This window comes from Streptomyces sp. NPDC048643, from assembly GCF_040650615.1.
Classification (GTDB): domain Bacteria; phylum Actinomycetota; class Actinomycetes; order Streptomycetales; family Streptomycetaceae; genus Streptomyces.
Genome location: NZ_JBEZHO010000018.1, coordinates 50,001 through 62,307, shown reverse-complemented (window position 1 = coordinate 62,307; position 12,307 = coordinate 50,001). Strand labels below are relative to the sequence as shown.

Here is a 12,307-nt window from a genome sequence, read left to right as displayed (position 1 = left end):
GGCGAAGCAATATGCTGCACCACATGACGAGTGAGCCGGAGCAGCAGATCGGAGTGGGAACGCAGGACGCGTTCCAGCGCCTTTGGACGCCCCACCGGATGGCTTACATCCAGGGCGAGAACAAGCCCACCGGCCCGGGGGCCGACGACGGCTGTCCCTTCTGCTCGATCCCGGCCAAGTCCGACGAGGACGGGCTGATCGTGAAGCGCGGCGAGCAGGTGTACGCGGTCCTGAACCTGTACCCGTACAACGGCGGGCACCTGATGGTCGTGCCGTACCGGCACGTCGCCGACTACACGGATCTCACCGCTCCCGAGACCGTGGAACTGGGCGAGCTGACCAAGCAGGCCATGACCGCCCTGCGGACCGCCTCCGGAGCCCACGGCTTCAACATCGGCATGAACCAGGGCAGCGTCGCGGGCGCCGGTATCGCCGCCCACCTGCACCAGCACATCGTGCCCCGCTGGGGCGGCGACACGAACTTCATGCCGGTCGTCGGCCACACCAGGGTCCTGCCCCAGCTCCTCGCGGACACCCGCAAGATGCTGGCGGACGCCTGGCCCGCCTCCTAGGCGACCGTTTCCCGGACATCGGCCGTTTCCGCCGCGGGAGCATCACCCGTACGAGGGGAATGCGGCGGGGGCGCGACTGCGCGGGGGGTCCCGGCGGACAGGTCAGAGGTGCTCGCCCGGATTCGCCGGGACTCCAGGAGGGGATGCCCGTGCATCGTCGCAGCGCTCTGATCGCAGCCACCGCCACCCTGCTCGTCGGTGTGGCGGGACTCGGAACGGCACAGGCGTCGCCGACGGCCGTCGCCGGTGCGGCTCCGTCCGCGTGTCGTCCGGCGAACCACACCGCCAGGATCACCGCGAGCCACGCCACCGCGGGGCACCGCCACTACCGGGTCACCCTGACCGCCGCGCGGGGGTACGAACCCTGCCGGCTGGCCGGTTCACCGGTCGACGTACGGTTCCACCAGCACGGTTCCCCTCGTGGAATCACCGCCGGCCGGTACGGCTCGCAGCACGCTGCCGTGACCTTCGGCCCGGGGCATCCGGTGCACTTCGACATCCAGGTGCCGAAGGGTCCCGGCGGTGTCCGCGCCGACGAGGCCACCTTCACACTGCGGACCCCGGCCGGGGTGATCCCCGGTGAGTCCAGCGCTTCTGGCCGACTCGTCGTCGATGCCGGCACCGTCGTCGGTCCGGTCCGACCCGGAGCCTGACTCCGGGGTGGCGGGCCGTCCCCGGCCCGCCGTCCCGCCCTACGCGTCGTAGAGATCGGCCTTGCGCGGTGCGGCGTCCTGCACCGCGGTGCTCAGGAACGACGAGCGGTTGCCGAACTTCTCCGTGTCCACGCCGTTCTCCTCCAGGACCCTGATCGCCGCGGCGTGCACCACACGCAGCACGGGCGTCGCGGCCCGCAGCGCGTCGTCCGCCATGAAGCGATGGCGCCACGGCTGGTCGGCCCAGGCGTGCCGCAGCCCGAACGGCTCGGGGAGTGCCAGGGAGCCGCCCAGCCAGTCCAGGAGCGGCGGATACCAGCTGAGGGGTGCCCGCGCGGCCAGCCGCACGACCTCGTCGGCGGTGACCAGCGGCAGGCTCACCTTGCGGGTCTCCCAGAACCGGACGGTCTTCGCGACCTCCTTGGTCGGGGCCTCCGGCTTCGTGGTGAACAGCGAGTTCACCGGACCCAGCGCGTGACCGGTGACCTCGATGCGCAGCGTCTCGTGCAGCACGGTCACCGTGATCAGCATCGTGATGACCAACTGGCCGTCCCAGAGCGTCCACTGGACCCCCAGGTAGTGCCGGTCGCCGCCGCCGAACTGCTGCTTGTTGCAGATGTCCTGGACGGCGTGGTTCCTGACCGTGTACGCGTCGACGTCCGTGCCGCCCGGCCGGGACACCGCCTTCGCGTTCTCCCCGATCGGCGTGACCACCCAGTGCTTGAGCGAAGGCGCCGGGAAACCACCGGTGTTGAGCGGTCCGCGCTCCAGCATGCGCAACTGGTCGTGGATGCTGCGGATGACGTCCCAGCTGCGGAACGGATGGATCTCCTTGGCCGCGTCCCGGGGCACCAGGTCCTCGGCGAGCTGCCAGCTTCCCCAGCGCGTCCCCATGCCGAGGATGCCCTTGGGGCCGGCGTAGAACACGGAGTTGGACTGCTGCTCGGCGCTGAGGCGGGCGAGGGACTGGCGCAGCCGCTCGGCCGCCGTCTCACCCGGGCTGCCGGGGACCGCCTCCGGAATCTTGGCGCCGAGACCGCCGCCCGACAGGAGACTGTCCCAGCGGGCGCGCAGGTCCTTGGCCGTGCGCTCGCAGATCTGCTTGGCCCACAGCCAGCCGACGACGGGCAGGACCACCGACGCGCGTCCGTACCAGCCCCAGAAGCCTGTGAAGGGTGCCTTCAGCAGGAACAGGACGGCGAGGGCGCCGGCGGCGAACAGGAGCGTGGTGCCGAGGGCCGAGGCGCGTTTGTTCTCGCTCTTGGCGATCTGCGTGCGGATCGTGAAGACCAGCAGCCACACCACGAGCCCCGGCAGGAACAGCAGCCCGCAGAGCACCATGACGGCCGACAGCCAATTGTCGCGGTCCCGGCGGATGTTGGTCGCCGCCAGGCAGTGCTCCACGACGACCTGCGGCTCGGTGCCGAAGGACTGGATGAGCGGCTTGCGGCCGACGCCAAGCATGCGGCCGGTCACCGCCGTCGAGAAGGCCTCGCCGAGATTCGGCGCGAGCAGCTTGATCCGCGGGGCCTTGACGGTGGACTGATGCCACTCGTTGTCGGCCTTGAGGATCTCCGTGATCGGACTGTCCCGGTACGCCGCCGAGGCCAGGGCGAAGGTGGCCGCCGTCTGGCCCGCGGAGCCCGTGAGCGGCACCTGCGCCCCGGGAGTGAAATCGAAACCCTCGAACGTCACTTCCGCCCCCATCGCCGCCGCACCCGCTCCTGCGGCTTTCCCGACTTCGGTGCTCCGCACACCTGTTGATCAGGTCATCGTCTTGATCAGGTTCTCAGAGTAACGGGCATGACCGACATTCGTCGGCGGACGGCCGAAGCCGTCCGCCGACGAACGACGCCCCGAACCCTCAGGAGTCCGGGGTCCGTTCGCGGATCCGGTCGGCGATCTGCTGCGGCATCGGTTCGTGCCGCGCGTAGTGCCGCTCGAACCGCGCGGTGCCGTGCGAGATGGACCGCAGATCGACGGCGTACCGCCCGATCTCGATCTCCGGCACCTCCGCCCGTACGAGCGTGCGCCCACTGCCCGCCTGCTCGGTGCCCACCACCCGGCCGCGCCGCCCCGACAGATCGCTCATCACGGCGCCCACGTAGTCGTCGCCGACCAGCACACTCACCTCGGCCACCGGCTCCAGGAGGTGGATCCTGGCGTCGGCCGCGGCCTCGCGCAGTGCCAGCGCGCCCGCCGTCTGGAAGGCGGCGTCGGAGGAGTCCACCGAGTGCGCCTTGCCGTCGCGCAGCGTGACCCGGACGTCGATGAGCGGATAGCCCGCGGCCACGCCCCGGGCCGCCTGGGCGCGCACGCCCTTCTCGACGGACGGGATGAACTGGCGGGGCACGGCGCCTCCGATGACCTTGTCCACGAACTCGATGCCCGAGCCGTTCGGCAGCGGTTCCACCTCGATCTCGCAGATCGCGAACTGGCCGTGCCCGCCGGACTGCTTCACGTGCCGGCCCCGCCCGCTGGACGTGCCGGCGAACGTCTCGCGCAGGGACACCTTGTGCGGGACCACGTCGACCCGCACGCCGTACCGGTTGCGCAGCCGCTCCAGCGCGACGTCCGCGTGCGCCTCGCCCAGGCACCACAGGACGACCTGGTGCGTGGCCGGATTCTGCTCCAGCCGCATGGTGGGGTCCTCGGCGACCAGCCGGCCGAGACCCTGGGAGAGCTTGTCCTCGTCCGCCTTGCTGTGCGCCTCGATGGCGAGGGGGAGCAGCGGGTCCGGCATCTGCCAGGGCTCCATGAGGAGCGGGTCGTCCTTGGCCGACAGGGTGTCGCCGGTCTCGGCGCGGTTCAGTCTGGCCACGCTCGCGAGATCGCCGGCGATGCAGTGCGTGAGAGCCCGCTGCTGCTTGCCGAACGGCGCGGACAGCGTGCCGATCCGCTCGTCGACGTCGTGGTCCTCGTGACCGCGGTCGGTGAGCCCGTGCCCGGAGACGTGCACCGTCGCGTCCGGACGCAGTGTCCCCGAGAAGACCCGGACCAGGGAGACCCGGCCGACGTAGGGGTCGGACGCGGTCTTCACCACCTCGGCGACCAGCGGGCCGTCCGGATCGCACGCCCTGACCTCGCGGGCCGCGCCGTCGGGTGTGGTCACCGAGGGCGCCGGGCGCTCCAGCGGGGTGGGGAAGCCGCCCGTGACCAGTTCGAGGAGCTCGACCGTGCCGAGGCCCTGCCGGGCGCCCTCGGCGGCCGGGGCGGCGGCCAGCACCGGGAAGAAGGTGCCGCGGGCCACGGCCCGCTCCAGGTCCTGCACGAGCGTCTTGAGGTCGATCTCCTCGCCGCCGAGGTAGCGGTCCATGAGGGTCTCGTCCTCGCTCTCGGCGATGATTCCCTCGATCAGCCGGTTGCGGGCGTCCTCGATGAGCTGCCGCTGCTCGGGGCCCGGTTCCCCCTCCTTGCGCTCCCCGGAGGCGTAGTCGAACAGCCGCTGGGTCAGCAGGCCGATCAGACCGGTCACGGGCGCGTGCCCGTCCGGCGCCTCGGGCCCCCGCAGCGGCAGGTACAGCGGCAGGACGGCGTCGGGGTCGTCCCCGCCGAACGCCTCCGCGCAGATCCGGGTCATCTCCTCGAAGTCCGCCCTGGCCGATTCGAGGTGGGTGACCACGATGGCGCGCGGCATCCCGACCGCCGCGCACTCCTCCCACACCATCCGGGTCGAACCGTCCACGCCGTCCGAGGCCGAGACGACGAAGAGGGCCGCGTCCGCCGCGCGCAGACCGGCCCTCAGTTCCCCGACGAAATCCGCGTACCCCGGGGTGTCCAGAATGTTGATCTTGTATCCGTCCCAGTCGACGGGGACCAGCGAGAGCTGTACCGAGCGTTGCTGCCGGTGCTCGATCTCGTCGTAGTCCGAGACGGTGCCGCCGTCCTCCACACGGCCCGCCCGGTTCACCGCTCCCGCCGTCAGCGCGAGAGCCTCCACCAACGTCGTCTTGCCCGATCCGCTGTGGCCGACCAGCACCACATTCCGTACGGACGCGGGGTGGTCGGCCGCCGTAGCCCTGCCGGCGGCTCCGGGGTGTGCGTTCGCCTTGTCGCCCATGGCCTTGCCTCCCGTGCACGGTGAGGTCACTGTGGGCGCGGACATGCTCAGGCCGCGTGCGGTGGCGGCACCGGTGACGCCCGCGGTGTCTTCGAGCTTCGCACTCGCGTCACGGTGCGTCCATACAGTGGACGCGACGGCGCCGTGGCACCCATGGCATCGCCTCGTGACACGGGGGTGCGGGTGCCCGGCCGTCGCACAAGCGCACGCGTGACTACGATGGGGCGGCCGGTGGCCAGCAGGGGCCGCGCGGCGACACCGACCCTCGGGAAGGCCATGCTGAACAAGTACGCGCGTGCATTCTTCACGCGTGTCCTCACACCGTTCGCCGCGTTTCTCATCCGCCGGGGGGTAAGCCCCGACACGGTCACCTTCCTGGGCACGGCCGGAGTGATGGCGGGCGCACTGGTCTTCTTCCCGCGGGGAGAGTTCTTCTGGGGCACCATCGTCATCACGCTGTTCGTGTTCTCCGACCTCGTCGACGGGAACATGGCGCGCCAGCTCGGCCGCTCCAGCCGCTGGGGGGCCTTCCTGGACTCCACGCTCGACCGGGTGGCCGACGGCGCGATCTTCGGCGGCTTCGCCCTCTGGTACGCGGGTGGCGGCGACGACAACGTCCTGTGCGCCGTCTCGATCTTCTGTCTGGCCAGCGGCCAGGTGGTGTCGTACACCAAGGCGCGCGGCGAGGCGATCGGCCTGCCGGTCGCCGTCAACGGTCTCGTGGAGCGCGCCGAACGACTGGTGATCTCCCTGGTCGCGGCCGGTCTGGCGGGCCTGCACGCGTTCGGCGTACCCGGCATCCAGGTGCTGCTGCCCATCGCGCTGTGGATCGTCGCCGTCGGCAGCCTCGTCACGCTGGTCCAGCGCGTCGTCACCGTCCGGCGGGAGTCCGCCGAGGCGGACGCCGCCGCTGCCGCCGCGAACAGCGAGGCCACCTCGTGACCAGCCTCCAGGACCGGCTGGCGGACGGCGCCTACGCACTCGGCTGGAGCACCGTCAAGAAGCTCCCCGAGCCCGTCGCCGTGCGCCTCGGCCAAACGATCGCGGACCTCGCCTGGAAGAGGCGCGGCAAGGGCGTGCTGCGCCTGGAGAGCAACTACGCGCGCGTGCTGCCCGACGCGACACCGGAACGCCTGGCCGAGCTCTCCAAGGCGGGCATGCGCTCGTACCTGCGCTACTGGATGGAGTCGTTCCGGCTCCCCGCCTGGAGCGCGGACCGGGTGCGGGGCGGCTTCGAGCCGAAGGACCTGCACCACCTCACCGACGGGCTCGCCGCCGGCAAGGGCGTCATCCTCGCCCTGCCGCACATGGCGAACTGGGACCTCGCCGGAGCCTGGGTCACCTCCAAGCTGGAGACGCCCTTCACGACCGTCGCCGAGCGCCTCAAGCCCGAGTCGCTGTACGACCGGTTCGTCGCCTACCGCGAGGGCCTCGGCATGGAGGTCCTGCCGCACAGCGGCGGCACCGCCTTCGGCACGCTCGCCCGGCGGCTGCGCGACGGCGGACTGGTCTGCCTGGTCGCCGAACGCGACCTGTCCTCGTCGGGCGTCGAGGTGCGGTTCTTCGGCGAGGCGACCCGGATGCCCGCCGGACCGGCCCTGCTCGCCCAGCAGACCGGCGCCGCGCTGCTGCCCGTGACGCTCTGGTACGACGACTCGACCGTCATGCAGGGCCGGGTCCATCCGCCCGTCGAGATTCCCGTGTCAGGCACCCGTGCCGAGAAGACGTCTGTCATGACACAGGCGATGGCCGACGCCTTCGCCACGGGAATCGCCGAGCACCCGGAGGACTGGCACATGCTCCAGCGGCTGTGGCTCAAGGACCTCGACGCCGGGAAGGCTCCTCGGGAGTCCCTCGCGCAGGAATCGGCGAACCCCGGGCATCCGGTGGCTCCCGAGACCCCCCTGACCTCCGAAACGCCCCTGACTTCCGAGGCTCCCGAGAAGAGGACCCCGTGAGGATCGGCATCGTCTGCCCGTACTCCTGGGACGTCCCGGGCGGCGTCCAGTTCCACATCCGGGACCTGGCCGAGCACCTCATCGGCCTGGGCCACGACGTCTCCGTCCTCGCCCCCTCGGACGACGACACCCCGCTGCCGCCGTACGTCGTCTCGGCGGGCCGCGCGGTCCCGGTGCCGTACAACGGCTCGGTGGCCCGGCTGAACTTCGGTTTCCTGTCGGCCGCGCGGGTACGGCGCTGGCTGCACGACGGCACCTTCGACGTGGTCCACATCCACGAACCGTCCTCGCCGTCCCTCGGTCTGCTGACCTGCTGGGCCGCGCAGGGCCCGATCGTCGCGACCTTCCACACGTCCAACCCGCGCTCCCGGGCGATGGTCGCCGCGTACTCGATCCTCCAGGCCGCCCTGGAGAAGATCAGCGCGCGCATCGCGGTGAGCGAGTACGCGCGCCGCACCCTCGTCGAGCACCTCGGCGGCGACGCCGTCGTCATCCCGAACGGCGTCGACGTCGACTTCTTCGCCCGTGCCAAACCCAAGCCGGAGTGGCAGGGCGACACGATCGGCTTCATCGGCCGCATCGACGAGCCCCGCAAGGGCCTGCCGGTGCTCATGAAGGCGCTGCCGAAGATCCTCGCCGGGCGGCCGCAGACGCGGCTCCTGGTCGCCGGACGCGGCGACGAGAAGGAGGCTGTGGAGTCGCTGCCCGCCGAGATGCGTTCACGCGTCGAGTTCCTCGGGATGGTCAGCGACGAGGACAAGGCCCGCTTCCTGCGCAGCGTCGACCTGTACATCGCGCCCAACACCGGCGGTGAGAGTTTCGGGATCATCCTGGTCGAGGCGATGTCCGCCGGCGCGCCGGTGCTCGCCGCGGACCTCGACGCGTTCGCCCAGGTCCTCGACCACGGCGCGGCGGGCGAGCTGTTCGCCAACGAGGACGCGGACGCCCTCGCCGCCGCCGCGCTGCGCCTGCTCGCCGACCCGGCGCGCCGCGCCGAACTGCGGGAGCGGGGGAGCGCCCACGTGCGGCGCTTCGACTGGTCGACGGTCGGCGCGGACATCCTCTCCGTCTACGAGACGGTGACGGACGGCGCGGCGGCGGTCGCCACGGACGAACGCACGGGCCTGCGCGCCCGGTTCGGGATGGCCCGGGACTGAACACGGCAGCCGGGGTGCGGAGGCCCCCGGGCTCCGGGTGCGCGCCCGCGCGGAGCGCCGCAGCCACCGTCGACCCGCAACCCGTCGCGGTCCGCGGGACTTTGAGGCCCCTGAAGCCGACGGCCTCCGACGCCTGACCCACCCAGCTTCTCCGGCGCCCGGCCCACGGCATGTTCCGGCCCCCGGCCCTGGCTCCCGCTGCGCCCTGGCGTCCGGCCCACCCGGCACCATCGACGCCTGGGCCAACCCCGGGACCATCGACGCCTGGCCCAACCCGGGGGTCTCCGACGCCTCGCCCGCCCGGCCTCCACGACGCCCGGCTCACGGGCTATTGCGGGTACCGGCCCCCGGCTCCCGCTGCTCCGGCGTCCGGCGCACCCGGTGCGGGCGACGTCGACCCACCCCGCGGCCTCGGCGTCCGACCCACCCGGCTTCCCCGGCGCCCGGCTCAGCGGACGCCCGGGACCTCAAGGGTCCGGCCACCCGGCGCCCGCGACGCCCGCCCCCCATCGGCCTCCGACGCCTGGCCCGCCCGGCCTACCGGAGCCCGGCCCACGGGGTGTTCCGGGCACCCGGACCCCAGCCACCCTGGCTTCCGCTGCCCGGCGTCGGCCCACCCGGCGCCCGCCCTCTGCGGCCCCCTGCGTCGGGCCCACCGGGCCTCCGGTGCTTCGCCCAGTCGACGCCCGGCCCCCCAACGAGCAGGCCCGGCACCGATGTTGCCAGGGGGGAGCCCGGTGCCTGATGGGGCCGAGGGGCCGCACGGGTAGCCTTGCCGCCCGTGACCGCAACCCTCATCTGGATCCTCGTCGCGCTCGTCGCGATCGGCCTCTACCTGAGCTGGACCGCCGGACGGCTCGACCGCCTGCACGCCCGGATCGACGCCACCCGTGCCGGCCTCGACGCGCAGTTGCTGCGCCGGGCCTCCGTGGCGCAGGAGCTGGCCACCTCCGGAGTGCTCGACCCGGCCGCCTCGATCGTGCTCTACGAAGCGGCCCACGCGGCCCGGCAGGCCGAGGAGGAGCAGCGCGAGGTGGCCGAGAGCGAACTGAGCCAGGCGCTCCGGGCGGTGTTCGGGGAGGTCCAGCAGGTCGAGGCGGTCCGCGAGGTGCCCGGCGGCGAGGAGGCCGCAGGTGAGCTGGCCCAGGCCGTCCGGCGGGTGCCGATGGCCCGGCGCTTCCACAACGACGCCGTACGGGCCGCCCGTGCCCTGCGCCGCCACCGCAAGGTCCGCTGGTTCCGGCTCGCCGGCCACGCGCCCTTCCCGATGGCCTTCGAGATGGACGACGAGCCCCCGACCGCCCTGGCGGACCGCCCCACCAGCTGAAACCGCCTCCGGGACCGGCGGGAGGAGAGCCGGGAGAGGAGGCCGGGCGCGGGGAAAACGATCCACCGCCTCCTCATTGGCCCTTGCAGTGGACTGGTCACGTCGCGTTTCCTCGAAAGCGCACAAACCCTCTTTCACCCAGCGAGGTCACCCGTGTCCAGCACGCTTCCCAGCACCGCCCAGTCCGAGAACACCGCGATCGGCACCGCCCGCGTCAAGCGCGGCATGGCCGAACAGCTCAAGGGCGGCGTGATCATGGACGTGGTCAACGCCGAGCAGGCGAAGATCGCCGAGGACGCCGGCGCCGTGGCCGTCATGGCCCTGGAGCGGGTCCCCGCCGACATCCGCAAGGACGGCGGCGTGGCCCGTATGTCGGACCCGAACATGATCGAGGAGATCATCGAAGCGGTCTCGATCCCGGTGATGGCCAAGTCCCGCATCGGCCACTTCGTCGAGGCCCAGGTCCTGCAGTCCCTCGGCGTCGACTACATCGACGAGTCCGAGGTCCTCACCCCGGCCGACGAGGTCAACCACTCCGACAAGTGGGCCTTCACGACCCCCTTCGTCTGCGGTGCCACCAACCTGGGCGAGGCCCTGCGCCGCATCGCCGAGGGCGCGGCCATGATCCGCTCCAAGGGCGAGGCCGGCACCGGCAACGTCGTCGAGGCCGTCCGCCACCTGCGCCAGATCAAGAACGAGATCGCCAGGCTGCGCGGCTTCGACAACAACGAGCTGTACGCCGCCGCCAAGGAGCTGCGCGCCCCGTACGAGATCGTCAAGGAGGTCGCCGAGCTCGGCAAGCTCCCGGTCGTCCTGTTCTCCGCCGGTGGTGTCGCCACCCCCGCCGACGCCGCGCTCATGCGCCAGCTGGGCGCCGAGGGCGTCTTCGTCGGGTCCGGCATCTTCAAGTCCGGCGACCCGGCCAAGCGCGCCGCCGCCATCGTGAAGGCCACCACCTTCTTCGACGACCCGAAGATCATCGCGGACGCGTCCCGCAACCTCGGCGAGGCCATGGTCGGCATCAACTGCGACACCCTCCCCGAGACCGAGCGCTACGCCAACCGCGGCTGGTAGTCACCCATGAACACACCTGTTGTCGGCGTCCTGGCGCTCCAGGGCGACGTACGGGAGCACCTCATCGCCCTGGCCGCGGCGGACGCCGTGGCCAGGCCGGTGCGGCGCCCCGAGGAGCTCGCGGAGATCGACGGCCTGGTCATTCCCGGCGGCGAGTCCACCACCATCTCCAAGCTGGCCGTCCTCTTCGGAGTGATGGACCCGCTGCGCGCGCGCGTGCGGGACGGCATGCCCGTCTACGGCACCTGCGCCGGCATGATCATGCTCGCCGACAAGATCCTCGACCCGCGCTCGGGCCAGGAGACCATCGGCGGGATCGACATGATCGTGCGCCGCAACGCCTTCGGACGCCAGAACGAGTCCTTCGAGGCAGCGGTCGACGTCCGGGGCGTCGAGGGCGATCCTGTGGAGGGCGTCTTCATCCGTGCCCCCTGGGTCGAGTCCGTGGGCGCCGAGGCGGAGGTGCTGGCCGAGCACGAGGGCCACATCGTCGCCGTCCGCCAGGGCAACGCGCTCGCCACGTCGTTCCACCCGGAGCTGACCGGCGACCACCGCGTGCACGGTCTGTTCGTCGACATGGTGCGCGCGAACCGGACAGCGACGTCCTTGTAGGATCTGGGGGTCCCCTCAGGCTCCGCAAGCCCGGGGGAGTTCGTCCAGGTTGGGTTACGCGAGGGAGACAGGCAGATGTCCGGCCACTCTAAATGGGCTACGACGAAGCACAAGAAGGCCGTGATCGACGCCAAGCGCGGCAAGCTCTTCGCGAAGATGATCAAGAACATCGAAGTCGCGGCCCGTACCGGTGGCGCGGACGTGTCCGGCAACCCGACGCTGTTCGACGCCATCCAGAAGGCCAAGAAGAGCTCGGTCCCGAACAAGAACATCGACTCCGCCGTCAAGCGCGGAGCCGGCCTCGAAGCCGGTGGCGCCGACTACGAGACGATCATGTACGAGGGTTACGGCCCGAACGGTGTCGCGGTGCTGATCGAGTGCCTCACCGACAACCGCAACCGCGCCGCCTCGGACGTCCGCGTCGCCATGACCCGCAACGGCGGGAACATGGCCGACCCGGGCTCCGTCTCGTACCTCTTCAACCGCAAGGGCGTCGTCATCGTCCCCAAGGGCGAGCTGGGCGAGGACGACGTCCTCGGCGCCGTCCTCGACGCGGGTGCCGAAGAGGTCAACGACCTCGGCGAGACCTTCGAGGTCCTCTCCGAGGCCACCGACCTGGTCGCGGTGCGCACCGCGCTCCAGGAGGCCGGCATCGACTACGACTCCGCCGACGCCAACTTCGTCCCGACCATGCAGGTCGAGCTCGACGAGGACGGCGCCCGGAAGATCTTCAAGCTGATCGACGCCCTGGAGGACAGCGACGACGTGCAGAACGTCTTCGCCAACTTCGACGTCAGCGACGAGGTCATGGAGAAGGTCGACGTCTGAGTGCTCGTACCGAGCGACGGGCCGACGGGACACACACCCGTCGGCCCGTCGCTTTGTCGGTGCCAC

The 12,307-nt window shown here is 71.6% G+C and carries 11 protein-coding genes; 9 read left to right on the top strand and 2 right to left on the bottom strand.

Annotation, left to right across the window (positions count from 1 at the left end):
* Positions 1 to 11 precede the first annotated feature (11 nt).
* Together AB0C62_RS19730 and AB0C62_RS19725 are read left to right on the top strand one after the other, a co-directional pair.
* Positions 12 to 572, top strand: coding sequence for an HIT domain-containing protein (locus AB0C62_RS19730; RefSeq protein ID WP_362974795.1), 561 nt, complete (start codon positions 12 to 14; stop codon positions 570 to 572).
* Between the two features lie 143 nt (positions 573 to 715).
* Positions 716 to 1,225, top strand: a complete 510-nt coding sequence (locus tag AB0C62_RS19725) for a DUF4232 domain-containing protein (protein WP_362974793.1) — start codon at positions 716 to 718, stop codon at positions 1,223 to 1,225.
* A 39-nt stretch (positions 1,226 to 1,264) separates the two neighbouring features.
* Here the strand turns inward: AB0C62_RS19725 and AB0C62_RS19720 are convergent, their stop codons facing one another.
* The gene (locus tag AB0C62_RS19720) at positions 1,265 to 2,932 is read right to left on the bottom strand and encodes a hypothetical protein (RefSeq protein WP_362974791.1); all 1,668 of its coding nucleotides are present in this window, start codon (positions 2,930 to 2,932) and stop codon (positions 1,265 to 1,267) included.
* Positions 2,933 to 3,089: 157 nt separating this feature from the next.
* Positions 3,090 to 5,285 (bottom strand): elongation factor G-like protein EF-G2, encoded by a 2,196-nt coding sequence (locus AB0C62_RS19715; RefSeq protein ID WP_362974789.1) that lies wholly within the window; start codon positions 5,283 to 5,285, stop codon positions 3,090 to 3,092.
* Between the two features lie 219 nt (positions 5,286 to 5,504).
* Between AB0C62_RS19715 and pgsA the strand changes: the two genes are divergently transcribed.
* The 7 genes from pgsA to AB0C62_RS19680 all read left to right on the top strand — a co-directional run bounded on the left by pgsA (position 5,505) and on the right by AB0C62_RS19680 (position 12,241).
* Positions 5,505 to 6,227, top strand: a complete 723-nt coding sequence (pgsA, locus tag AB0C62_RS19710; protein WP_266619859.1) for a phosphatidylinositol phosphate synthase — start codon at positions 5,505 to 5,507, stop codon at positions 6,225 to 6,227.
* Positions 6,224 to 7,243 carry a phosphatidylinositol mannoside acyltransferase gene (locus AB0C62_RS19705; protein ID WP_362974787.1) on the top strand — a complete coding sequence of 340 codons (1,020 nt, stop codon included), beginning with the start codon at positions 6,224 to 6,226 and terminating at the stop codon, positions 7,241 to 7,243. The genes pgsA and AB0C62_RS19705 overlap by 4 nt, the downstream gene beginning before the upstream one ends.
* Entirely contained in the window at positions 7,240 to 8,400 is a 1,161-nt protein-coding gene (locus tag AB0C62_RS19700; RefSeq protein WP_362974785.1) for a glycosyltransferase family 4 protein, read from the top strand. Before AB0C62_RS19705 ends, AB0C62_RS19700 begins: the two co-directional genes overlap by 4 nt.
* A 772-nt stretch (positions 8,401 to 9,172) precedes the next feature.
* Positions 9,173 to 9,727 (top strand): hypothetical protein, encoded by a 555-nt coding sequence (locus tag AB0C62_RS19695; RefSeq protein ID WP_266612137.1) that lies wholly within the window; start codon positions 9,173 to 9,175, stop codon positions 9,725 to 9,727.
* A gap of 153 nt (positions 9,728 to 9,880) precedes the next feature.
* The gene (pdxS, locus tag AB0C62_RS19690; RefSeq protein ID WP_362974783.1) at positions 9,881 to 10,801 is read left to right on the top strand and encodes a pyridoxal 5'-phosphate synthase lyase subunit PdxS; all 921 of its coding nucleotides are present in this window, start codon (positions 9,881 to 9,883) and stop codon (positions 10,799 to 10,801) included.
* Between the two features lie 6 nt (positions 10,802 to 10,807).
* Positions 10,808 to 11,413: a pyridoxal 5'-phosphate synthase glutaminase subunit PdxT gene (gene pdxT / locus AB0C62_RS19685; RefSeq protein ID WP_362974781.1), complete on the top strand. Its 606-nt coding sequence runs from the start codon at positions 10,808 to 10,810 to the stop codon at positions 11,411 to 11,413.
* 75 nt (positions 11,414 to 11,488) lie between these two features.
* Positions 11,489 to 12,241 (top strand): YebC/PmpR family DNA-binding transcriptional regulator, encoded by a 753-nt coding sequence (locus AB0C62_RS19680; RefSeq protein WP_362974779.1) that lies wholly within the window; start codon positions 11,489 to 11,491, stop codon positions 12,239 to 12,241.
* Positions 12,242 to 12,307 lie beyond the last annotated feature (66 nt).